Raw genomic sequence first — 23,602 nt, 5'->3', positions numbered from 1 at the left:
ACACATCATACGACAAAAGGTTACCTTTCGCATAACGAAAGGTAACCTTTTGTATGGTCAATCGTTACCTTTTGTCCGGTGAAAGGTAACCTTTCACTCAGCCAAAAACGGTCATCTGTTTTCAGAACATTCAACTTTCCTTTCATGGCCGCACAGGATTGTCATAAGCATCGGCAGGGCGGCATCCCAGTAAGTCAGGTCGTAGCCTGTAAAAATTAATGTCCAGCCATCGGTAACAAACATATTATGTCCCCATGCCACTGCCACTACAGCAAGAAGCATCAGTGCAGAATGCAGCATCAAACGTTTTGCGTTGCCTTTCCATGTGACAGCGAGATAAACGGCAAGAGCCAAAAGCAGAACGACATCACCGGGATGACCTTGCCGCGTCTGAAGGGAAAATGGGTTGTTGACTGCAAAGAACAGGCTATTGCTGTCCCATACCACTAACGGCAAAAATGTTGCACAGAAGACCAGCAATGCTATAATTGGCACCTTTATCTTTGTTTTCATGCCCGACTGAAGCCATGAAGGGAAGAACATTATGAACAGTGGGAAGAATGTGCTTATACGCGTGGAAAGCCACAAGCCTGAGACAACAGCCACGAAATAAGGGTGTTTCTCCAAAGTCTTCCCACTCCAAAGCATATAGTTCAGGAAGGCTCCGAGGAGGAAGAAATTGGAAATCATATCACTGCGCACTGCCACTTCATACCATACATTTACAGACAGCAAGATGAATATAATGGCTTTGATACCGGCTTTATAGCCGTATAGCAGCACAATGCTGCATGCAAACAAAGCACTTGTCACTATCTCCGACAGGCCGACATTACCCAAGAACCAGAAAGGAATGTGGAAGACCATCCACATAGGAAACGGAGATGCATTGCCTCCAAGATGAGTTGGGGCATTGTAAGGGAACTCTCCGTCAAACAAATAGGTCAACGGATAATCGATTGCAGACCAACGGTCGACGTTGTTTTCAAGCGGATCGAAATAAGACTGGACGGCAAGCATCGCACAAGCCATTACTGCCAAAAGCGTGAAGAACAGGAGTTTCTTGCGTCGTTTGATACATCTGTCCACAATACCGATATGCACGAATGCAACAGCAAGCAGCATTGCATAAGGAATTGCTTCGTATCCGAACTGTTCGGTGACCCTCATGCTGTACTTGCAGTTTAAGGTGTAGCATATTGTTATGAATAATACTGCCGCTATGCCATTGATTGTCCTGCCATTTTCTCGCAGCTTGGCATTGAACCCGGCAAACACATCGCCGATGACAGTTGACATGGCAGAGAACTTCAACACAGAGGCAACACTTGCTATGCAAGGCATAAAATTGAAGTGGACGATATAAAGTTCATAGCTTATCTTTCCGAAATACCCGAAAAAACCGGCCTTTTTAATCCAAGGCAAAAGATATGGCAGCGTAATCACAACTATCGCCAAAGGCATCCTTATGTTAAGGAGCAGAAGATTGAATGGCAGTGTACAGATGAATTGTCTTACGTATGGAATCTCCTTTATGAGTATGAATACTGTGGCATAAAGGAAAGAAAAGGCAGTAATATTGAATATGCTTTTCTTGCTCAAGGTGCGTACTTTGTCGTAATGTTCCGATGCAAGATAGCCTGCGAAGAACGAGAAAGCCTGTTCGCAAACAAGTTGTTCGCGGAATATGCAGATTGCACCAAAGAAAAAAAGAATATGTGTAGTGTACTTGCTGAACAGTTTGCGGGCAAGCCAGTAAACGATGTATAACTGTATGATATAGTCAACAAACCACAGTTCGGAGTCTATGAACGTGAGGTTTTTGAGAAAACTCTCTATGGAAAACGTGTCTAAGTAAGGCAGTCTGAAAGCGAAGACTATCCAGCAAGGAATTATCACTCTAAGGAAACGCTTCTTGATATATCCGTCCAGTCCTGTCTTCTTATAGCTCTCGTTGAGTCCGAAACCGGAAACAAACAAAAACACTGCAACACCTTCACCGCCTAAGATATTCAAAAACCTTGGGTATCCGTCTATCTGCATTACAAAATGCATGATCATAATGGCTAAGGCCGACATGCCTTGGGCACACAATGTGTTCTCCTTGGATAAGATATGTTTCATCGTGTTGTTTGCGTTCTGTGATAAAAACAAATATTTGTTGTCCGTTTTTTTTGCAGCATTCTTACATCTGTCCTGATTCCACGAGGCGGGCGCAGCGTTCTATCTCGGCATCCTCCGGGTCGTTCTCCGGGTCGTAAGTCTTCTTCAGTGACGCGCCGAAAGTCCATGCGAACACCTGATAAAGCCCGGCTTTCAACGGTCCTATGAAAGCATTTATAAGCTCATATCCCGAAGAGTTGCACTCACGGTGGACAAGCTTAATGAGAAGTTTTCCCTGTGCGAGTGTCAGTTTCCTCATCTTCGGAGTGTACTGTTCCTTCACTCCCTTCTCCACAAGTTTCAGATGAGCCTCACGCGCCTTCTTGTTCGGGAGCGTCTGCAAGTACTCGTAAGTCTCAAGCATCACATGCCTTACCTCCTTGGCGATAGGCAGAACCTTTTTGACATTATACATCGTCCTTGTGTAACGTTTCCTTTCCTTGGCGTTCTTGAACAGTTTCGGCGGATAGCAGTAGACCTTGTTAAGCTCCATATACTGCACAGAGTCACCGTCAAGCATGGTCTTGCTGACCTTCATCGTTGGGACGAATGTCGGCGTTGTCTTCAGATTGTCGCCCTCTTTCTGCGCATTGGCAGTAAGGGTGAAGGCTGACAAAATGAGTATTATGAAAAGGAGTTTCCTCATTAATCTGTTTTTTGTTGTCTGTCACTTGTTATCTTACAATGGCTATTTTCGTCACAACGCCCTTTTCACCGTCCGGGGTTGCCACATTCACCATATACACACCCGATGCCACTTTCCTGCCTTTCATGTCGCATCCGTCCCATTGGTAGGAACCTCCGGAGCATGTCCCTTCGTTGACAAGCTGCCCTGAAGCGGTGAGAATCTTCACTTGTGCGCCGGGAGTAAGCCCTACAACAGTAATCATGCCTGTATGTTCAGGTGTGACAGGGTTAGGGTATGCCCACACTGTCTCTTTTGCCATTCCTTCAGCATTGGCATTGCTGACATCACCTTGATAGGCGCATATTCCTTTATCTGTCGCGAAATAGACGATGCCGGTTGCGTAATCAATGAGAATATCAAAGACTGTATTTGAAAGAAGTGGCGAGTTTTCTGTCGTGAAATGATGGATTTCATTGTTGTTGTCGCTACTTATCAAGTAGGCTCCTGCTCCCGATGTACCCATCCATTTACGATTGGCAGCGTCAACGGCGATAGTCCTTACAGGCACACCGGCAAGGAGATAGTCGGCATAGTTTGTCCCGTCATTTCGCGGAACCTTGTGTTGGACGAACAGGATGTTGCCATCACTGCCGGCGGCATCTGCACGTGGGATGTAGAACGGACCGCCATCGGTTGCCACCCAGATGTTTCCTTCTTTATCCTCTGCTATCCCGGGCATCATGTTACAAGCTATTTGTGCACCGTCTTCATTTACAAAGTTGTTGAATACTGTCAAACTGTTGTTCTTCCAGTCGTAACGGTAGACAGCAATATTTTTCCAAATATTATTGCACCACCATAGATAGCCGTTTGTAGGACTGACGAATGCTTTCTGAGCATCAACGTTTGTAACGTCACCAAATGATATTTCCTTCTGTGGGAATGACTGTGATTTCCCGTCACGGGAGAACCTTACCAATGGCACGTCGCACCATCCGTTCATCGCCCAAAGGTTGCCGTCCGGGTCGTAGACCATGGAGCAGATGACCGAATAACGCTCGTCAATCTCATATATTGGTGACAGTGAACTGTTTTTGGAGTTATAGGCGTTGACAGGAATATTGTCCTTATACTCATAGAGTCCTGAATATGCGCCTACCCAAAAGTGGTTCTTGTCCAACGGATCAAACACCATGCAATTGGCGTGAAGATAGTCATCACCCGTCATTTTGCCGGGGTCAGTGAGCTTTGTCCATGAGTTTCTATCATAAATCTGCACTAAACCGGGGATTGTCCAATCGGGCATTCCAAAACTGAAATTACCACATGTGGCAAAGAGTTTGCCGTCATGAAGGTACAATCTCCACGCTCTGTTCGACAGAGGGCCGTCAGGCACAACACCGCTGCTTGTCTGCTGCATCGTGCCATATTCATCCTCCTCGTATCGTGTGAGCTTTCCTTCCGAGTCATTTCCCCAATAGCAGTTGTTCTTGTTGTCATGGAAGAGTGTGCCAAAAGTGTTGGAAAGGTTCTTGGACGGCTTCAGAGTGCTCCAGTCATCGCCACTGTCTGTCCATGAATCTTTATTGAGCAGATTGCTGCTTAACGGTGCGCGCTTCACTCCTTCGTCTGTCAGGGCATAGATGTGTGTGGAGTTCACGAAAGCATCATTGACCTTTATGCCGAGGTTGTATGTATCAACGACATACTCTTCGACGGCGTCGAACTTCATGATGCCGAATCCTGTGCAGACATACGCATGCCGTCCAAAGACACATATATTATATATTGTTTTGTCGCCTGTCATCTGCTTGTCGGCAAGGTCCGTGAAAGTCCTGACATCCTTGTCAACAGACAGCAGGTCTATCTTGTGGTTTTCGTAAGCCACTATCAGTCTTTTTGCCATTTCACACCATGCTATCCGTCCTATACCACTGCTTGAAAGGCATCCTCCGTCAAGGGACGACGAGACATCATCCTTATAATAAGTGGTCAGGGAGTTGTCGGAAAGGTGCAGGGAATAGAGGCTTCCGGAGGCAAGCGCAAAGACATCCGTGCCGGCAGGCTCCACCTGTGTGATGTTGTAGTAGCTTGGGAAGAGAGTCCACTTCCCTATCTCTTCGGCTGCCGCCGTAAGGGATAGGACGGTAAGGATGGATAGGAGGATTCGTCTCATGAGTGTTTGTTTTTATGGAGTGGTGTCAGTGAATGAAGCCGTCAGTCAACTATTCCGCCCTTGTCAATCTGTTCCTGCAGGGCGTTGTTTATGGCTGTGCGCTGTTCATCCTTGAACCATCCCCATTTGTTGAAATACTTGCAGATGCTGAATATATGCACAAGGAGGAGATGCAGACTGTGCCTTGAGCCGCGGCTGAACTTATGATAGACCGGCACTTTCGGATAATAGAGGGTCTTGTACCTCTCATTCATGCGTCGCGAGATGTCGATGTCCTCGCCATAGAGGAAGAAATGTTCATCGAACATGTTTATCTCCTGTATCGCGGACATGCGGAAGAACATGAAACATCCGGAAAGGAAGGGCACGTTTAGCACCATATTGAAGCCCGAATATTCCAGTTCAAAACGGCGGTTGCGCTTGTTGATGATGCACTTCGGCAGACATAGCCGTCCGAACATGTCAAACGGTGTGGGAAGCATCTTCGCAAGACGTTGTATCTCGCCATTGGGATAAAGGACTTTCGGCATCATCTGCCCCACATCCTTATGCTTGTCCATGTATCTCCTCAGCTCCGGTATCACTCTCGGTCCGAACCATATATCAGGGTTCACCACAAGATGATACTCGCTGCCGATGCTCAATGCTTTCCGCATGGCGAAATTATGTCCGCCTCCATAGCCGTTGTTGTCATGGCGGAAATAGAGGAGTTGCATGCCTGCCTCAACACGCTTCTGCAGTTCCGGTTCACCGGTAAGGACGCGCTTGGCAAACTGTTTCAGCTCCGCCTCTAACTGCATCATGTGCTCCGAATGGTCAATGATATATATGACATCCACCGGTGATGCGAAGAGACTTCGCAACACCGGCTCTATGTCAAGGAAATGATGGTCGTAAGTTACTACTGACGCTGTAATCATCGGTCTTTTCTTTTCTGTGTTCTCATAGCTGTTCATTAACCATGCCTTGTTATTTCAGCAGGAAACCGGCGAGTTTCTCTGTCGCCAAAGCACGATGTGAGATGCGGTTTTTAATGTCCCCCCCAAGTTCCGCGAAGGACTTGTCATAACCTTCCGGCCGGAACACAGGATCATAGCCGAAGCCCTCCGTGCCGTGCTTCTCAGTAAGGATTGAGCCATTGATGATTCCATCAAAGAAATACTCCTTACCTTTATATATAAGAGCGATGGAGGTGCGGAAGCGCGCCTTGCGGTTCTCCTTGCCATCAAGCTTATGGAGGAGCTTGCGCATGTTCGCCTCAGAGTCATGGTCGGCCCCTACAAGAGGGTCATTGTAATCTGCATCCTCGATGTTGGCATAGCGTGCCGAGTAGACTCCCGGTGCTCCGTCAAGGGCATCAACCTCAAGACCTGTGTCGTCAGCGAAACAGTCAAAGCCGTAGTATTTATTGACATAGCGTGCTTTCTCCAAAGCATTCTCCTCAAGCGTGTCATGAGTCTCCGGCAGTTCGGCGTTGCATCCCACCTCCTTCAGTGAGCGTATCTCAAACCTGTCCCCAAGTATGCTGCGTACCTCAGCGAGTTTGTTCTTGCTGTTGGTGGCAAAGACAAGTATCGGTTTCTGGTTCTTTACCTTTGTCTTCATGGTCTCAAATCCCTCGCCATATACTCCGAGGGCGTTTGTCACGGAGACAAAGCAGAACGGGTCAACAGACTGTATGGCCCGCATGATTGTCTCAGCATAGCGCCTGCTGCACACACACATCACGACGTTACGCTCAGACTTTGTGTACCAGCCTTCACCTGACAGCACCGTCACTCCGAAGCCTTCCTCCGCTATGCGGTCGGCAATGGCGGAATAGTTGCGCGAGAACACCTTGAACTCCACTGCCTGACAGAGCTTTCGCATGAAATAGTCGAGTGTCATGGCTGCCACCACAAGGAGTATGAAGCCGAATATAATACGCTGTACATCATGGAAAATGAAATAGCTGCTGCTGACAATGATGATGTCGCAAATCATCATCATCTGTCCCAAGGAGACATTCATGTACTTGTTGACAATGGCTATGATGATGTCCGTTCCTCCGGTGGAGCCGTTGTTATAGAAACAGATTGCAAGCCCGAGACCTTCAAGGATACCAGAGAGCACGCACGCCATGAACAGTTCGTTGCCGAGAATCTGCGGCAGCTGGTGGGTCACGGGGTCTCTGAGAATAGGGTCAAGGACTGTCAGCCACATCGTGATACTGCCAAAGCCGAAAAGCGACTTGATACAGAAGTTCAGTCCGAGAATCCTTGCACCGAAAATCAGGAAAGTGATGTTTATCAGCGCATAGCTTATCGGCACCTGCAGTCCTGTGGCATAGTAAATCAAAGCCGAGATACCCGCCACACCTCCTGTGGTAAGCTGGTACGGGAGCATGAACAGCTCCACACCAATAGCGTACATGAATGTGCCCACAAGAACCATGAAGTAGTCATGCACTTCCTTCAGGATTCTTTTCTTGTTCAACATTTCCTTGGTCAACATAACCGGTTGTTTTTATTGTTTTGTCTTTTTTGAAAAGAGGAAGGGAGGATAAAAACTCCCTTCTATTCTTGTTTATTTATCAGGTTGCAACATGATGCATCATGATTAATCATGACCAACCATGGCAACCTTAACGCATCATGACAACTATTTCACCACAATGTTTATGATTCTTCCCGGCACAACGATGATTTTGACAATCTGCTTGCCGTCAGTGTATCGTGCCGTGCGCTCATCAGCAAGAGCCGCCTTCTCGGCATCCTCCTTGGAGATTCCCGCAGGGAGCTGTATGGTGAAGCGTGTCTTTCCGCAGAACTGCACAGGCATTGTTATCTCGGAATCCACCATTTTCTTCTCATCCCACACAGGCCACTGTGCGTCACAGACGGTAGTTGTCTCTCCGAGAGCAGCCCACAGTTCCTCGGCAATATGAGGAGCGAAAGGCGCAAGAAGGATGACAAGTTCCTTCAGGACAGCCTTGTCACGGCATTTTGAAAGTTCGCCGACAGCAATCATGAATGCTGCGATTGATGTGTTGTAAGAGAACTGCTCGATGTCCTGTGTCACTTTCTTTATGAGCTTGTGCAGAGACTTCTCCTGCTCGGCAGTAGCCTTTGCCTCAGCGTCAGGCATGAAATTGCCCTCGCGGTCATAGAAAAGTCCCCAGAACTTCTTCAGGAATCGGTGGCATCCGTCAATGCCGTTGGTGTCCCATGGCTTTGACTGCTCGACAGGACCGAGGAACATCTCGTACAGGCGCAGTGTGTCAGCACCATATTTCTCGACAATCATGTCAGGGTTGACAACGTTGAACATTGACTTTGACATCTTCTCCACAGCCCATCCGCAGACATACTTTCCTTCATCGTTAAGAATGAATTCCGCGTCATTGTACTCCGGACGCCAGTTCTTGAACGCTTCAACATCAAGGATGTCGCCGGAAACAATGTTCACGTCCACATGGATTGGTGTTACATCCAAGCCTTCTTTCTTGTCAAGAGACACAAAAGTGTTGGTGTCCTTTATGCGGTAAACAAAGTTTGAGCGTCCCTGAATCATGCCCTGATTGACAAGTTTACGGAATGGCTCTTCCTTCTTTGACACACCGAGGTCGTAGAGGAACTTGTTCCAGAAGCGTGAATAGATGAGGTGACCTGTGGCATGCTCCGAACCGCCGACATAGAGGTCTACATTCTGCCAGTAGCTTGCTGCATTCTCGCTGACAAGGCACTCGCTGTTCTTCGGATCCATATAGCGGAGGTAATATGCAGAAGAACCTGCAAAACCGGGCATGGTGTACAGTTCGATAGGGAACACTGTCTTCTCGTCCACAAGAGCCTTGTCGACAATCTTCTTGTTCGCCTCATCCCACGCCCACAACTGCGCATTGCCCAAAGGCGGCTCGCCTGTGGCAGTAGGCTTGAAGTCCTTCACCTGCGGAAGCTCGATAGGGAGACACTCCTCAGGTATCATTGTCGGCACACCGTTCTTGTAATACACAGGGAACGGCTCGCCCCAATATCTCTGACGGGAGAAGATTGCGTCACGCAGACGGTAGTTCACCTTCACGCGGCCGAGGTTATGCTCGGAGACAAACTTCTTGGTGGCAGCGATAGCCTCCTTGATTGTCATGCCGTTGAGTGAGAATCCCTCGAAGGCAGTCTTTCCCGGCATTGGCGAATTCATCACGATTCCTTCCTTCGCATCGTAAGACTCCTCACTCACATCCGCACCTTCGACAAGTGGGATTATAGGCAGATTGAAATGCTTTGCGAAAGCATAGTCGCGCGAGTCATGGGCAGGCACTGCCATAATAGCTCCTGTGCCATAGCCGGCAAGCACATATTCTGAGATGTAAATCGGACATTTGTCGCCTGTGATAGGGTTTATTCCGTATGCTCCGGAGAATACACCTGTCACAGTATGGTCTATCATGCGCTCACGCTCTGTGCGGCTCTTCACATACTTTATGTACTCCTCAACCTCTGCCTTCTTGTCTTCTGTGGTGACAAGGCTGACAAGGTCACTCTCAGGAGCGAGGACAAAGAATGTCACACCGAACATTGTGTCGGCACGTGTGGTGAAGATTGTGAAACCATTCTCCGTGCCGTCAACCTTTATCTGCACCTCCGTGCCTTCACTTCTGCCAATCCAGTTGCGCTGTGTCTCCTTGATTGACTCGCTCCACTCCACTGTCTCAAGACCGTCAAGCAGCCTTTGGCTGTATGCGGAGACACGGAGACACCATTGGCGCATCTTCTTCTGCTCCACAGGGAAACCGCCACGGACAGACACTCCATCGACTACCTCGTCGTTGGCAAGCACAGTTCCGAGACCGGCACACCAGTTGACCATTGTCTCACCCATAAAGGCTATGCGGTAGTTCATGAGGATGTCTGACTTCTCCTTCTCAGTCTTTGCGTTCCACTCCTCAGCAGTGAACGACAGTTCCTCGCTGCAAGCAGCGTCAAGTCCCTCTGTGCCTTTTGCAGCGAAAGCCGCCTCCAACTCAGAGATAGGGCGTGCCTGCCGGGAAGCGTTGCAATAGTAGCTGCCAAACATCTTCCGGAACGCCCACTGTGTCCAATGGTAGTAGTCAGGAGTGCAGGTGCGTATCTCACGGCTCCAGTCAAAGCAGAAGCCTATCTTGTCAAGCTGCTCGCGGTAGCGGCCGATGTTGTCGAAAGTCGTCTTCTCTGGATGCTGTCCCGTCTGTATGGCATACTGCTCTGCAGGAAGACCGTAAGCGTCGTAGCCCATAGGGTTGAGGACATTGAAGCCCTGCAGGCGCTTGAAGCGTGCATAGATGTCACTGGCGATATATCCCAGCGGATGACCGACATGAAGTCCCGCTCCCGAAGGGTAAGGGAACATGTTGAGCACATAAAATTTCTTCTTGTTCTCATCCTCGCAGACCTTGTAGGTGTTGTTCTTCACCCATTCCGCCTGCCATTTTTTCTCGATTTCTCTGAAGTTATATTCCATTGCTTTTGTTTTGTTGTTTTCGCATTACGGTTACAGAAAGCCGCCCGACGGCACACGCGCCATCGCTTGTGGCATTCCCTGAAAAGGCACATCCCCGTTATAAACTGACAACGGCAATGCACCTTGTTTATTTTATAATCTGTGCAAAAGTACAAAAAAATATGCAATAATACAACCTTTTGCGCAAATATATTGCGACATGCGTGTGTGGCTATCCCTTGACAGGCTGTATTGCCAGTCCACATCTCATTATACCAAACGTATTCTAAAGTGGATAGTTTTCAAAATCATACAGTTCGGTAGAAAGATAGCGTTCGCCTGTATCCGGCAGCATGACAACAATCTTCTTGCCACTGTTCTCCGGACGCTTGGCAACCTCCGTAGCGGCATAAAGAGCTGCGCCTGAGGATATTCCGACAAGCAGGCCTTCCATTGCGGCAACCTCACGCCCTGCAAGGATTGCGGCATCGTTTTCCACATCAAGCACTTCATCGACAAGGGAAGCGTCATAAGTCTTCGGCACAAAGTTCGCGCCGATTCCCTGAATCTTATGCGGACCGCTTTGGCCACCGTTAAGTATCGGTGAGGATGCAGGCTCCACAGCGACAATCTTTACAGAAGGATTACGCTCTTTCAGGTATCTCGCCACACCGGAAATGGTTCCGCCCGTGCCAACACCTGCCACAAAGATGTCCACTTTGCCATCTGTCTGCTGCCATATCTCCGGGCCTGTAGTGGCATAATGGCGCGCCGGATTTGCCGGATTCTCAAACTGCTGAAGGATAATGCTGCCCGGAATGCTGTCACGAAGTTCCTCCGCAGCACGCACTGCACCTGACATGCCATCCTTTCCTGCTGTCAGGCACACTTCCGCACCATAGGCTTTGACAAGGTTGCGGCGCTCAACGCTCATCGTCTCGGGCATGGTTAGAATCAGCTTATAACCTTTCACTGCTGCAACAAGTGCAAGCCCAACGCCGGTATTCCCACTTGTCGGTTCGATGATTGTCGCACCGGGCTTCAGCAATCCTTTACGCTCCGCATCCTCTATCATGGCGAGGGCGATGCGGTCCTTCACGCTTCCACCCGGATTGAAATACTCTATCTTGGCGACAAGTGGCACGAGAAGCCCTTTCGCCGTGGAAAATCTGGTAAGTTCAAGAAGAGGGGTGCTTCCGATAAGCTCCGTCAGTTGTCTTGCAATCTTTGTCATAGTCAAATGCCTTTTTTAATGATTCACAAAAGTTTTCCCCTGCAAAGATACAAACTTTGCTACTACATTCCAAATTCATTTCCAACACAAAATACCCACGACACACTGACAAAAAGACAGGAAATATCATGTTTTTACGCAGAAATACCGATTATGACAGCGCAAAAGCACCGATTGCCATGTCCCGAACAATACAAAACAGACTGACAGGCTTTTACGCTAACTTTTCTAAAAAATGTTGAAATTTTTGCATATATCAGAAATTTTCACGAAATTTGCACACTTACATGTAATGTAAGGCTATGGCGTACCACAGACAACAGCCTGTGACCGCCAAAAGAACCTGCAAAAAGAAAATTACACTGAATATGAACATAGAAGAAAGAATACAGCAGGCAGCCATTGAAGCTGTCAAGACTTTGTACGGCATAGAGCCGGAGAAGAAGAGCGTGCAACTGCAGAAGACACGCGCGGAATTCGAGGGAAACCTCACTCTTGTGGTGTTCCCTTTCGTGAAAATCGCAAAGAAAAAGCCGGAGGAGGTTGGCGAAGAGATTGGAAAAGAACTCGTTGAGCATAGTGGCATCGTGTCCGCCTACAACGTAGTGAAGGGCTTTCTTAACCTCTCTGTCGCTGACAACGCATGGCGAGAGATGCTTGCAGCAATCTCTGCCGATGAGCATTTCGGCGAGAAAAAGGCGACAGAGGAGAGCGACCTCGTCATGATTGAGTACTCTTCTCCTAACACTAACAAGCCTCTGCACCTCGGACATGTGCGCAACAACCTCCTCGGATGGTCACTGAGCCGTATCATGGAGGCCAACGGACATAAGGTTGTGAAGACAAACATCGTCAACGACCGTGGCATACACATCTGCAAATCAATGCTCGCTTGGCTGAAGTACGGCAACGGCGAGACACCAGAGACAAGCGGAAAGAAGGGCGACCACCTCATCGGCGACTACTATGTGGCTTTCGACAAGCACTACCGCGAGGAGGTGAAGGAACTCATGGCGCAGGGCATGGATGAGGAAAAGGCGAAGCAGGAAGCACCGCTGATTAAGGAAGCGCATGACATGCTTGTGAAATGGGAGAACAACGACCCTGAGGTTCGTGCCCTTTGGGCTCGCATGAACGAATGGGTTTATGCGGGATTCGACGAGACCTACAAGATGATGGGTGTCGGATTCGACAAGATTTACTATGAGTCTCAGACTTATCTCGAAGGCAAGGAGAAGGTTGAGGAAGGTCTTGCAAAGGGCATCTTCTACCGCCGTGACGACAATTCCGTATGGGCAAATCTCACAGAGGACGGTCTGGACGAGAAGCTTCTGCTCAGAAGCGACGGCACATCTGTGTACATGACTCAGGACATCGGCACTGCAAAGCTGCGCTATCAGGACTACCCTATCGACAAGATGATTTATGTCGTTGGCAACGAGCAGAACTATCATTTCCAGGTTCTCTCACTGCTCCTTGACAAACTCGGCTTCAAATGGGGTAAGGACCTTGTGCATTTCTCTTACGGCATGGTTGAGCTGCCTAACGGAAAGATGAAGTCCCGTGAGGGAACTGTGGTCGATGCCGACGAACTTATGGCTGCAATGATTGAGGATGCACGCCGTACAAGTGACGAACTTGGCAAGAATGCTGACATGACTGAGGAGGAGAAGCAGGAGATTGCACGCATCGTGGGTCTCGGTGCTTTGAAGTATTTCATCCTGAAGGTTGACGCCCGCAAGAACATGCTCTTCAACCCTGAGGAGTCAATCGACTTCAACGGCAACACAGGTCCTTTCATCCAGTACACCTATGCACGTATCCGCTCTATCCTCCGCAAGGCTGCCGAGCAGGGCATCGAGGCTAAATGCACCGACATTGCATTGGCACAGAAGGAGGTTGACCTCATACAGAAAATCAACGACTATGCCGCTGTGGTTGCTCAGGCAGGAACAGACTATTCTCCTTCCGGCATAGCAAGCTACTGCTACGAACTGACAAAGCAGTTCAACCAGTTCTACCACGACTACAGCATCCTCAATGCTGACACCGACGAGCAGAAGCAGTTCCGCCTGCTCCTCGCACAGAACGTGGCAAAGACTATCAAGAACGGCATGGCTCTCCTCGGCATCGAGGTGCCTGAACGCATGTAATACTGTATCGGGAGGGTCATCATGACTCTCCCGATATGTAACTGTTGGAAATTAGTTTATACTAAAAAGAACAAGTTTTAGTACAAACATAACGTAAATACAAAGTAATTTACAATAGTTACTTATGATATGCTTAAACAGCAAAACGCTGAACATGGACAAAATCTACAATCCACCTTCATGGCGAAACGACACTGTCCTTCCGCTGCCACCGGAGGTGAAAGCCAATGCATGGGCTGTCGACGCAGGCTGCTCAGGCAATCCGGGACCGATGGAGTACCAGTGCGTTGACCTGCAGACAGGTGCCAGAATCTTCCACCACGGGCCACTGCAAGGCACGAACAACATCGGTGAGTTCCTTGCCATTGTCCACGCCCTCGCCCTCATGGAGCAGAAGGGGATGACGGAAAAAGTCATCTATTCCGACTCCGTAAACGCACAACTGTGGGTCAAGAAGATGCAGTGCAAGACAAAACTTGAACGCACTCCGCAGACAGCAAAGGCTCATGAACTCGTGCAAAGGGCAGAGCTATGGCTGCGGACACACAGCTTCCGCGTGCCTATCCTCAAATGGGACACCAAGAAATGGGGAGAAATCCCTGCTGACTTCGGAAGGAAAAGCGGCTCGAAAAAGTAATGCAGTGATTCAAGAAAGCCGTGACACCGGCTCAAAAAAGCAATAACATAAAAAGATAATGCATGGCATTCTCCAATGCCAAACATTATTATATATAATACATCATACAAACAAAACATCATGACAGACAAACTGGAGATAAAGGAAGTCGCAGACATCGTGGTACGATTCTCGGGCGACTCGGGCGACGGCATGCAGCTTGCCGGCAACATCTTCTCTACGGTTTCTGCAACCGTAGGCAACGGCATTTCCACATTCCCTGACTATCCTGCTGACATCCGCGCACCGCAAGGCTCACTGACGGGTGTCTCCGGTTTCCAAGTGCATATCGGTGAGGGAGAGGTTTACACACCGGGCGACCTTTGCGACGTACTCGTGGCAATGAACGCCGCTGCACTGAAAACGCAGTACAAGTACTCCAAGCCACAGGCGACAATAGTCATCGACACTGACTCCTTCGGCAAAAAAGATCTTGACAAGGCACAGTTCCTGACAGAAGACTATCTCGGCGAGATGGGCATAGACCCTGACCGCGTCATCGCCTGCCCTATAACAACAATGGTAAAGGACTGCCTTGCCGAGTCCGGAATGGACAACAAGGCTATGCTTAAGTGCCGCAACATGTTCGCACTCGGACTTGTCTGCTGGCTCTTTAGCCGTGACCTCGACCTCGTTGCCAATTTCCTGAGGGAGAAATTCGCCAAGAAACCTGCCATCGCAGAAGCAAACATCAAGGTCATTCAGGCAGGATACGACTACGGACACAACACTCATTCCAACGCGACAAACGTCTACCGCATAGAGACAAAGGAGAAAGTGCCGGGACGATACATGGACATCACAGGCAACAAAGCCACTGCCTACGGATTCATTGCGGCAGCTGAGAAGGCGGGACTGAAACTGTATCTCGGCTCCTACCCTATCACTCCGGCAACAGATGTGCTCCACGAACTTGCAAAGCACAAGTCACTCGGCGTCACAACAGTACAGTGTGAGGACGAGATTGCAGGCTGCGCGTCAGCGATAGGAGCATCATTCGCAGGAGCACTCGCCGTGACCTCAACCTCCGGTCCGGGACTTTGCCTTAAGTCTGAGGCTATGAACCTCGCCGTGACAATGGAGCTGCCACTCGTTGTCCTTGACGTTCAGCGTGGCGGACCGGCAACAGGACTGCCTACAAAGTCCGAGCAGACCGACCTCCTGCAGGCTCTCTTCGGACGCAACGGCGAATCTCCTATGCCTGTCATCGCGGCAACATCACCGACAGACTGCTTCTATGCTGCTTACGACGCGGCAAAAATGGCATTGGAGCACATGACTCCTGTCATCCTCCTCACCGACGCATACATCGCCAATGGCTCAGGAGCTTTCAAGCTGCCTGACCTGAACGCCATGGAAAGCATCAACCCTCCTTACGTTCCTGAAGAACTGAAGGGCGAATGGACTCCGTACATGCGTGCCGAGAACGGCACACGCTACTGGGCTGTACCGGGACGCGAGGGCTTCACACACATCCTCGGCGGACTGGAGAAGGACGACAAGACGGGCGCAATCTCCACAGACCCAGAGAACCACCACCTCATGACTCTCAAGCGCCAGGCTAAGATTGACAACATCAATGTGCCTGACCTCGAGGTGATTGGTGACACAGAGGACGCAGAGCTCCTCATCGTCGGCTTCGGCTCAACTTACGGTCATCTGCATGCGGCAATGGACGAGATGCGCGCAAAGGGCAAGAAGGTGGCAATGGCTCAGTTCAGATACATCAACCCTCTGCCAAAGAACACTGCCGAAGTGCTCATGAAATACCCTAAGGTGGTTGTCGCAGAGCAGAACATGGGACAACTTGCAGGCTACCTCCGCATGAAGGTTGACGGCTTCGTTCCTGCACAGTACAACCGGGTCAAGGGACAGCCTTTTATCGTAAACGAACTGGTAGAGGCTTTCGAGAAACTTTGATTACATAGTCAGGAAACAGACTGCAAAACTGAAAGAAAGACGAAACGGTTTACAGAACACAGAAAAACAAAAACAAAAGAATAACTATGGCATTCACAGCTACAGAATATAAGAAAGGACAACCACGCTGGTGTCCGGGATGCGGCGACCACTTCTTCCTCGCATCTCTTCACAAAGCCATGGCGGAAATAGGCACAGAGCCATGGAACACTGCCGTAATCTCCGGTATCGGATGTTCCTCCCGCCTGCCTCACTACATGGCAACCTACGGCATGAACACCATCCACGGACGCGCCGCGGCTATCGCCACAGGATGCAAAGTGGCAAACCCTGACCTCACTGTATGGCAGATTTCCGGCGATGGCGACGGCCTCGCTATCGGCGGCAACCACTTCATTCATGCCAACCGACGTAACATAAACCTCAACATCGTACTCCTCAACAACCGCATCTACGGTCTGACAAAGGGACAGTACTCACCTACTTCGCCACGTGGCTTCGTCTCCAAGTCATCACCTTACGGCACTGTAGAAGAGCCATTCTATCCTGCCGAACTGTGCTTCGGTGCACGCGGCCATTTCTTCGCACGCACCGTGGCAACCGACGGAGCGCACACAGTGGAGATGCTGAAGGCTGCCAACGCACACAAAGGCACGAGTGTGACGGAGGTTCTGCAGAACTGTGTCATCTTCAACGACGGCACACACGCAAGCGTATATAACAAGGAGGGACGCGCAAAGAACGCCATCTACCTCGAGCACGGCAAACCTATGCTCTTCGGTGAGAACCATGAGTACGGCATCATGCAGGAAGGATTCGGTCTGAAGGTGGTGAAAATCGGCGAGAACGGCATAACAGAGAATGATGTCCTCGTACATGACGCTCACTGCGCCGACAACACTCTCCACACAAAGCTCGCCCTCATGGGCAACGGCGACGGATTCCCTGTTGCCCTCGGTGTCATCCGTGACGTCGAGGCTCCTACTTATGACGATGCCGTAACAGCACAGATTGAGGAGGTGAAGGCTGCGAAGAAGTACCACAATTTCGCTGAATTGCTTGAAACAAACGACATTTGGACAGTAAAATAATGTACAGAAAACTTATCACTGTGCTGTTGTCTGCCGTGGCTGTTGTCACGACGGCAACGGCACAGTCGCGTTATACGCCGGAGGCACAACGGCTGCGCGACTCTATCCTGAGCGTAATCACAGGCTCGGAAGCCGTAGGCAAAACACAGAAAGTGCTGAACCTGAAAGACTTCAAAGGCAACTTCAACCGCGCCATGCGCAAGGCGGAGAGGATGGGCGGAGCACGCATCATCGTACCGAAAGGCGAATGGTGGAGCAACGGACCTATCAATTTCGTGTCCAATGTGACACTGGAACTGCAGGAGGGAGCTACCGTCAAGTTCAATCCTGACCCGACTTTGTACCCTCAGGTGCTGACTTCATGGGAGGGTACGATGCTCTACAACATCTCGCCTTTCATCTATGGCAAAGGTCTGCACGACATTGCAATCGTGGGAAAAGGCACTATCGACGGCTATGCCATGAGCACTTTCGCCACATGGAGACCTCTGCAGCGTGAGGGACGCGACAAATCACGCGACATGAACCACCGCGAAGTGCCTGTCAGTGAGCGTCGTTTCACTAAGGACGACCATCTCCGTCCGCCGATGATTCAGTTCTTTGACTGCCGCAACATCACCGTGGAGGGCATCTTCATCACCAACTCTCCTTTCTGGTGCCTGCACCTTCTGCGCTCCGAAAACATCATCTGCCGCGGCATACGCTACGATGCAAAACTCGTGAACAATGACGGAATAGACCCGGAATACACTCGAAACCTGCTCATCGAGGACATACATTTCAACAACGGCGACGACAATGTGGCAATCAAGGCTGGACGCGACAACGACGGATGGGCGAACGCTGCCACGCCGTCGGAGAACATCATCATCCGCAACTGCCATTTCAAGGGGCTGCATGCCGTAGTCCTCGGCTCGGAAATGTCTGCCGGCGTGCGGAATGTCTTTGTCGAAGACTGCGACTATGCAGGCTACTGCAAGCGCGGAATCTACATCAAGACCAATCCTGACCGTGGCGGATACGTGCGCAACCTCTATGTACGTAACTGCAAGTTTGACACGGTGGAGGACCTTTTCTTCATTACCACACAGTATGCCGGCGAGGGAAAGGACTCGGCATATCCGTCTGAAATCGACAACATCAGCATCGACGGTCTCACCTGCAACCGTGCGACTGCGGCGGCACTCGTGGTGCAGGGCACAGAGAGGAAGCCTGTAACGGGTGTCTCACTGCGAAACATCGAAGTGGGAGAAGCCAAGAATGCCGTCAGTTTTGACAACTGTGAGCCGGTACTTATGCAGAATGTGCACATAGGAGGGTATGCCGGAACACCGTCACAGGCAGGTGCAGGCAAGTAATATATAAATTGGTGTCAGGCAAAAACGCAAGTAATGGCAAACATGTCAAAGAACGCTGTAACCAATACCCGATGAATTCTTTGGTTTGATTACTTTACAAAGACAGTGCAAGACGGATGCAATAAAGCTCACTTTGATTGCTGAGCCGCAGCCTGTCTTTGTGCAAAGATACAACATTTCGCAAGCGATTCCAAATTCTATAGGGGTATCAATGGGGGTATGCCGTATAAACCATAACAGTTTATGCCGAACACCAACACAATGACGAGCAACAGAAACAAGGAAAAAGATTAATTTCAGAATAACACATACATCATGATTTCCGTAAAGAAAGAGCTGACAAGGCTCACCATGCCCATATTCATAGACATCGCACTGGTGCTGCTGCTCGGTGCGGTCGACACCGTCATGCTCTCACAGTACAGCGATGACGCCGTGGCGGCGGTAGGACTTGACAACCAACTTGTGTCACTCGTGTTCCTCGTCTACAACTTCGTGGCAATGGGAGCAGCTATCCTCTGTGCACAGTATTTCGGCGCAGGGATGAAGACACGGTTCGTGCAGATTGTGGGGATAGCCCTCGGCGTGAACACTCTCCTCGCCCTTCTCACCAGTGCCGTGCTGTGGCTGTGGGCAGAACCAATACTCATCGCCTTCGGACTACGTGAGAACCTTATGGCTGACGGTGTGCTTTACCTCAAGATAACCGGCTCACTGTCATTCTTCCAAGCCATCTCACTGACCATCAGCGGAGCACTGCGCTCCACGGGACGCCCGCTTTATCCTATGCTCGCCACCGTTGCCGTGAACATCCTCAACATAGGCGGCAACTACGCCCTCATCTTCGGCAACTGGGGATGCCCTGCCATGGGAGTGGAGGGAGCGGCATGGGCAACGGCTGTCAGCCGCATCGTGGCGACGCTCATCCTCCTCTGCACACTGCCTTCTCTATGGCCCGGCAAGCGGAAGGTGTTCACCAATCCGCTGCGCATAGCCCTGCATCCGATGTACAGCATACGCCGGCAGACAATTGTCGTGAAGAACAATTTCCGCCCGTTCCCTTGGGATGAGATGAAGAATCTCTTCAAGGTGGGCATACCTGCCATGAGCGAGGAACTGTCCTATGCTCTCTCGCAGATAGTCATCACCTATTTCATAAACAAACTGAGCACGGAGGCTCTGACGACAAAAATCTACTGCTCGACCGTCATCACATTTGTCATACTCCTCAGCCAGAGCATCGTGCAGGGCGGTGACATCCTCGTCGGACAGTACGTGGGACAGCTGCGCTACCGTGCGGCATACATCCTCGGCAACTACATCGAACGCTTCGCCATGCGCCTGACGCTCATCGTGGCGGCACTGCTCGCCATAGGTGGCAGATTCATCCTTGAGGCACTGACCGACAATCCGTGGATAATCGAGACCGGCACCTACATATTTATAATAGACTGGTTCCTCAGCGTAGGCCGTGTGAAGAACATCTTTGCCTGCGGCACGCTCCGCGCTGCCGGCGACGTAGTCTATCCTGTCATTGTGGGAGTAATCTTCCAATGGACTGTCGCTGTGGGACTGGCATGGGTGATAGGCATGCCTCTGGGCTTCGGACTCCTCGGTTTCTGGGTGGCTTTCGCCCTCGACGAGAACCTCCGCGGCATAACCCTCATGCGCCGCTGGCACAGCAAGCGGTGGCAGGGAAAGGCATTTACGACATAAGGCATACTATCATTATAATCAACAACTTACTGTCTCCCAAAGAAAGAAAACATCAAACCAACAAGATTAGTCCCACATAAATGAAACAAACATAATATACGTTTCATTTATGTGGGACTAATATATAAATTCAGCCACCAAAATTAATTTGCATTACCTGTCCCGCTATAACGATTGGCAAATGATGCCGCTTGATGTTGGTGACTAACTTATCAATGCGAAAACAAACACCTTACAGCTTGTCACCATACATCAAGTCACCGGCATCACCCAAGCCCGGCACGATGTACTTATGGCTATTCAGCTCCGGGTCGATAGCACCGCAATACAGTGCGACATCGTTTGACGGGAAGAACTTCTTTAGATAATCCACGCCACCCTTGGCAGCAATCACGCACGCCATGATGAGCTTCTTCGGAGTACCCTTTGTGCAGAAAGCCTCATAGGCAAGCTCCATCGAACCGCCCGTGGCAAGCATCGGGTCGACAAGTATCAGTGTCTTGCCCTCAAGGTCAGGAGTGGCGATGTACTCTATCTTTATGCCCACATCCGTCCCCTCCTTGTCCTTGTAGTAACGGTAGGCAGAGACAAAGGCGTTGCCGGCTTCGTCAAAGACATCAAGGAAGCCTTGATGCAAAGGAAGACCGGCACGGAACACCGTTCCGATGACAATTTCCTCGGCAGGGACACTCGCCACAGCCTCCGCCAAAGGAGTCTGCACCGTGATGTCCTTATACTCCAACGACTTGCTTACCTCGTAAGCCATGGCATGACCTATACGCACCACATTCTGACGGAAGCGCAGACGGTCCTTCTGAACGTTCACATCACGCAGTTCACTGACATATTTGTTGATGACAGTCCTCTGCTTGCTGAAATCCACTACTTTCATTTCTTTATATTGTTGACTTATGTTAGCTAATCAAAAGGTTTGAATGCAAAGTTAGCAAAATAATTTTAAAATAAAGTCCAAGTATTGTATAATTTCCAAGTTTTTCGTAATTTTGCATTCAAATAGACACGTTCTGCCACGCCCTTCAACGGAGTGCATGGTAGACTATACGTGTGAACAGGAAAAACAAGTTAAAGTTTTACAAACCAATAAATTATTACACAACAATGGCAAATTTGGATTTGACTCAGTACGGCATCACCGGCTCAACAGTGATTGCCCACAACCCTTCCTACGAGCAGTTGTTCGAGGAAGAGACAAAGGCAGGTCTCGAAGGTTACGAGGTAGGTAAGGACACAGAGCTTGGCGCAGTGAACGTCATGACAGGTATCTACACCGGTCGTTCACCTAAGGACAAGTACATCGTCATGGACGAGAATTCCAAGGACACAGTATGGTGGACAACAGAGGAGTACAAGAACGACAACCACCCAATGTCTGAGGAAGTATGGGCTCAGGTCAAGGAAATCGCCAAGAAGGAGCTCTGCGACAAGAACCTCTATGTAGTTGACGCATTCTGCGGTGCCAACAAGGACACACGCATGGCAGTGCGCTTCATCGTTGAGGTTGCATGGCAGGCACACTTCGTAACAAACATGTTCATCAAGCCTACAGCTGAGGAGCTTGCTGAGTTCACACCTGACTTCGTTGTCTACAACGCATCAAAGGCAAAGGTAGAGAACTACAAGGAACTCGGACTCAACTCTGAGACTTGCGTGGCATTCAACACAACAAGCAAGGAGCAGGTTATCATCAACACATGGTACGGCGGTGAGATGAAGAAGGGCATGTTCTCAATGATGAACTACTTCCTCCCACTCAAGGGCATCGCTTCTATGCACTGCTCTGCTAACTGCGACATGAACGGTGAGAACACAGCTATCTTCTTCGGTCTCTCCGGCACAGGCAAGACTACTCTTTCTACAGACCCTAAGCGTCGCCTTATCGGTGATGACGAGCACGGATGGGACGACAACGGCGTCTTCAACTTCGAGGGTGGCTGCTATGCAAAGGTCATCAACCTCTCTAAGGAGAACGAGCCGGACATCTACGGTGCTATCAAGCGCAACGCTCTCCTCGAGAACGTGACTGTTGCTGAGGACGGCACAATCGACTTCAACGACAAGTCTGTGACAGAGAACACACGTGTCTCTTACCCAATCGACCACATCAACAACATCCAGCCGGGCTCATCTGCACCTGCAGCCAAGAACGTTATCTTCCTTTCTGCAGACGCATTCGGTGTGCTCCCTCCGGTATCTATCCTCACACCTGAGCAGACTCAGTACTACTTCCTCTCAGGATTCACAGCTAAGCTCGCAGGTACAGAGCGTGGCATCACAGAGCCAACTCCTACATTCTCTGCTTGCTTCGGCCAGGCATTCCTTGAGCTCCACCCAACAAAGTACGCTGAGGAACTCGTGAAGAAGATGCAGAAGTCAGGCGCTAAGGCATACCTCGTAAACACTGGCTGGAACGGTACAGGCAAGCGTATCTCTATTCCTGACACACGTGGTATCATCGACGCTATCCTCGACGGCTCTATCCTCGAGGCTGAGACTAAGAAGATTCCTATGTTCGACTTCGAGGTTCCAACAGCGCTTCCTAACGTTAACCCTGCAATCCTTGACCCACGCGACACATACGCTGACGCAGCTGAGTGGGAAGAGAAGGCTAAGGACCTCGCTGGACGCTTCATCAAGAACTTCGCGAAGTACACAACAAACGAGGCAGGCAAGGCTCTTGTCGCTGCCGGCCCACAGCTCTAAACAGCACATCTGCGGACAGGATGTCCTACAACAAGGATTCAGCCCTGCACGCAAGAGGGGAAAGGTGAACAAGACTATTGCCACCTTACCCTATAATCTCAGTCCGACTTCCGCATGGAAGCCGGACTGTTTTGTTTTTATATCCCCATCAAATAAATCCATTAGAAAATATCACACCAAATTAGAAAAAGCATTTTTGCACCATTTAGAGAGAAAGGGCTATACAATATGTTAAGAAAACCTAAAACTAACAGGGGGGGGTAAAATGTGTTAAATAGGATTCCTGATTAATTAAAATACATTTCAAAT

General features: G+C 49.8%; 15 protein-coding genes and 1 pseudogene. 7 read left to right on the top strand and 9 right to left on the bottom strand.

The window, feature by feature from the left end; translation table 11 throughout:
- Positions 1 to 111: 111 nt before the first annotated feature.
- The 8 genes and pseudogenes from HPS57_RS07990 to cysK all read right to left on the bottom strand — a co-directional run bounded on the left by HPS57_RS07990 (position 112) and on the right by cysK (position 11,658).
- Positions 112 to 2,124: an acyltransferase family protein gene (locus HPS57_RS07990; RefSeq protein WP_172181916.1), complete on the bottom strand. Its 2,013-nt coding sequence runs from the start codon at positions 2,122 to 2,124 to the stop codon at positions 112 to 114.
- Between the two features lie 61 nt (positions 2,125 to 2,185).
- Complete coding sequence (locus HPS57_RS07985) at positions 2,186 to 2,809, bottom strand: DUF4294 domain-containing protein (protein WP_172181914.1); 624 nt, start codon at positions 2,807 to 2,809, stop codon at positions 2,186 to 2,188.
- Between the two features lie 28 nt (positions 2,810 to 2,837).
- Positions 2,838 to 4,967, bottom strand: a complete 2,130-nt coding sequence (porZ, locus tag HPS57_RS07980) for a type IX secretion system anionic LPS delivery protein PorZ (RefSeq protein WP_172181912.1) — start codon at positions 4,965 to 4,967, stop codon at positions 2,838 to 2,840.
- Positions 4,968 to 5,008: 41 nt separating this feature from the next.
- Positions 5,009 to 5,923 (bottom strand): glycosyltransferase, encoded by a 915-nt coding sequence (locus HPS57_RS07975; protein ID WP_172181910.1) that lies wholly within the window; start codon positions 5,921 to 5,923, stop codon positions 5,009 to 5,011.
- Between the two features lie 13 nt (positions 5,924 to 5,936).
- Complete coding sequence (locus tag HPS57_RS14330; protein WP_253946507.1) at positions 5,937 to 6,572, bottom strand: non-canonical purine NTP diphosphatase; 636 nt, start codon at positions 6,570 to 6,572, stop codon at positions 5,937 to 5,939.
- Between the two features lie 27 nt (positions 6,573 to 6,599).
- Positions 6,600 to 7,400: pseudogene (locus tag HPS57_RS14325) on the bottom strand (YitT family protein); the annotation flags it as partial.
- Positions 7,401 to 7,607: 207 nt separating this feature from the next.
- Positions 7,608 to 10,445, bottom strand: a complete 2,838-nt coding sequence (leuS, locus tag HPS57_RS07965; protein ID WP_172181906.1) for a leucine--tRNA ligase — start codon at positions 10,443 to 10,445, stop codon at positions 7,608 to 7,610.
- Positions 10,446 to 10,710: 265 nt separating this feature from the next.
- A complete protein-coding gene (cysK, locus tag HPS57_RS07960; protein ID WP_172181904.1) occupies positions 10,711 to 11,658 on the bottom strand; it encodes a cysteine synthase A in 948 nt (315 codons plus the stop codon).
- 368 nt (positions 11,659 to 12,026) lie between these two features.
- Here cysK and argS point away from each other — a divergent pair, with 368 nt between their 5' ends.
- From argS to HPS57_RS07930, 6 genes are all read left to right on the top strand, one after another.
- The gene (gene argS / locus HPS57_RS07955; protein WP_172181902.1) at positions 12,027 to 13,811 is read left to right on the top strand and encodes an arginine--tRNA ligase; all 1,785 of its coding nucleotides are present in this window, start codon (positions 12,027 to 12,029) and stop codon (positions 13,809 to 13,811) included.
- A 154-nt stretch (positions 13,812 to 13,965) separates the two neighbouring features.
- Positions 13,966 to 14,448 carry an RNase H family protein gene (locus tag HPS57_RS07950; RefSeq protein ID WP_172181900.1) on the top strand — a complete coding sequence of 161 codons (483 nt, stop codon included), beginning with the start codon at positions 13,966 to 13,968 and terminating at the stop codon, positions 14,446 to 14,448.
- A gap of 120 nt (positions 14,449 to 14,568) precedes the next feature.
- The gene (locus HPS57_RS07945; protein WP_172181898.1) at positions 14,569 to 16,407 is read left to right on the top strand and encodes a 2-oxoacid:acceptor oxidoreductase subunit alpha; all 1,839 of its coding nucleotides are present in this window, start codon (positions 14,569 to 14,571) and stop codon (positions 16,405 to 16,407) included.
- An 86-nt stretch (positions 16,408 to 16,493) separates the two neighbouring features.
- Positions 16,494 to 17,498 (top strand): 2-oxoacid:ferredoxin oxidoreductase subunit beta, encoded by a 1,005-nt coding sequence (locus HPS57_RS07940; RefSeq protein ID WP_172181896.1) that lies wholly within the window; start codon positions 16,494 to 16,496, stop codon positions 17,496 to 17,498.
- Positions 17,498 to 18,856: a glycoside hydrolase family 28 protein gene (locus tag HPS57_RS07935; protein ID WP_172181894.1), complete on the top strand. Its 1,359-nt coding sequence runs from the start codon at positions 17,498 to 17,500 to the stop codon at positions 18,854 to 18,856. The genes HPS57_RS07940 and HPS57_RS07935 overlap by 1 nt, the downstream gene beginning before the upstream one ends.
- A gap of 315 nt (positions 18,857 to 19,171) precedes the next feature.
- Positions 19,172 to 20,572: an MATE family efflux transporter gene (locus tag HPS57_RS07930; protein ID WP_172181892.1), complete on the top strand. Its 1,401-nt coding sequence runs from the start codon at positions 19,172 to 19,174 to the stop codon at positions 20,570 to 20,572.
- 232 nt (positions 20,573 to 20,804) lie between these two features.
- On the opposite strand, the gene upp is transcribed toward HPS57_RS07930, so the two are convergent.
- On the bottom strand, positions 20,805 to 21,464 hold the full coding sequence (gene upp / locus HPS57_RS07925) for a uracil phosphoribosyltransferase (protein WP_172181890.1): 660 nt from the start codon (positions 21,462 to 21,464) through the stop codon (positions 20,805 to 20,807).
- Positions 21,465 to 21,691: 227 nt separating this feature from the next.
- Between upp and pckA the strand changes: the two genes are divergently transcribed.
- The gene (gene pckA, locus HPS57_RS07920; protein WP_172181888.1) at positions 21,692 to 23,293 is read left to right on the top strand and encodes a phosphoenolpyruvate carboxykinase (ATP); all 1,602 of its coding nucleotides are present in this window, start codon (positions 21,692 to 21,694) and stop codon (positions 23,291 to 23,293) included.
- Positions 23,294 to 23,602: the final 309 nt, after the last annotated feature.

The organism is Palleniella intestinalis (assembly GCF_013166595.1).
Taxonomy (GTDB): Bacteria; Bacteroidota; Bacteroidia; order Bacteroidales; family Bacteroidaceae; genus Prevotella; species Prevotella intestinalis.
This window is presented reverse-complemented; position numbering and strand designations above follow the sequence as displayed.

Excerpts from the sequence above, each read along its gene's own strand:
- HPS57_RS07945 (WP_172181898.1), top strand. The coding sequence starts at position 14,569 with ATGACAGACAAACTGGAGATAAAGGAAGTCGCAGACATCGTGGTACGA.
- upp (WP_172181890.1), bottom strand. The coding sequence starts at position 21,464 with ATGAAAGTAGTGGATTTCAGCAAGCAGAGGACTGTCATCAACAAATAT.
- cysK (WP_172181904.1), bottom strand. The coding sequence starts at position 11,658 with ATGACAAAGATTGCAAGACAACTGACGGAGCTTATCGGAAGCACCCCT.
- HPS57_RS14330 (WP_253946507.1), bottom strand. The coding sequence starts at position 6,572 with ATGAAGACAAAGGTAAAGAACCAGAAACCGATACTTGTCTTTGCCACC.
- HPS57_RS07940 (WP_172181896.1), top strand. The coding sequence starts at position 16,494 with ATGGCATTCACAGCTACAGAATATAAGAAAGGACAACCACGCTGGTGT.
- HPS57_RS07985 (WP_172181914.1), bottom strand. The coding sequence starts at position 2,809 with ATGAGGAAACTCCTTTTCATAATACTCATTTTGTCAGCCTTCACCCTT.
- leuS (WP_172181906.1), bottom strand. The coding sequence starts at position 10,445 with ATGGAATATAACTTCAGAGAAATCGAGAAAAAATGGCAGGCGGAATGG.
- HPS57_RS07935 (WP_172181894.1), top strand. The coding sequence starts at position 17,498 with ATGTACAGAAAACTTATCACTGTGCTGTTGTCTGCCGTGGCTGTTGTC.
- HPS57_RS07975 (WP_172181910.1), bottom strand. The coding sequence starts at position 5,923 with ATGAACAGCTATGAGAACACAGAAAAGAAAAGACCGATGATTACAGCG.
- argS (WP_172181902.1), top strand. The coding sequence starts at position 12,027 with ATGAACATAGAAGAAAGAATACAGCAGGCAGCCATTGAAGCTGTCAAG.
- HPS57_RS07950 (WP_172181900.1), top strand. The coding sequence starts at position 13,966 with ATGGACAAAATCTACAATCCACCTTCATGGCGAAACGACACTGTCCTT.
- HPS57_RS07990 (WP_172181916.1), bottom strand. The coding sequence starts at position 2,124 with ATGAAACATATCTTATCCAAGGAGAACACATTGTGTGCCCAAGGCATG.
- porZ (WP_172181912.1), bottom strand. The coding sequence starts at position 4,967 with ATGAGACGAATCCTCCTATCCATCCTTACCGTCCTATCCCTTACGGCG.
- HPS57_RS07930 (WP_172181892.1), top strand. The coding sequence starts at position 19,172 with ATGATTTCCGTAAAGAAAGAGCTGACAAGGCTCACCATGCCCATATTC.
- pckA (WP_172181888.1), top strand. The coding sequence starts at position 21,692 with ATGGCAAATTTGGATTTGACTCAGTACGGCATCACCGGCTCAACAGTG.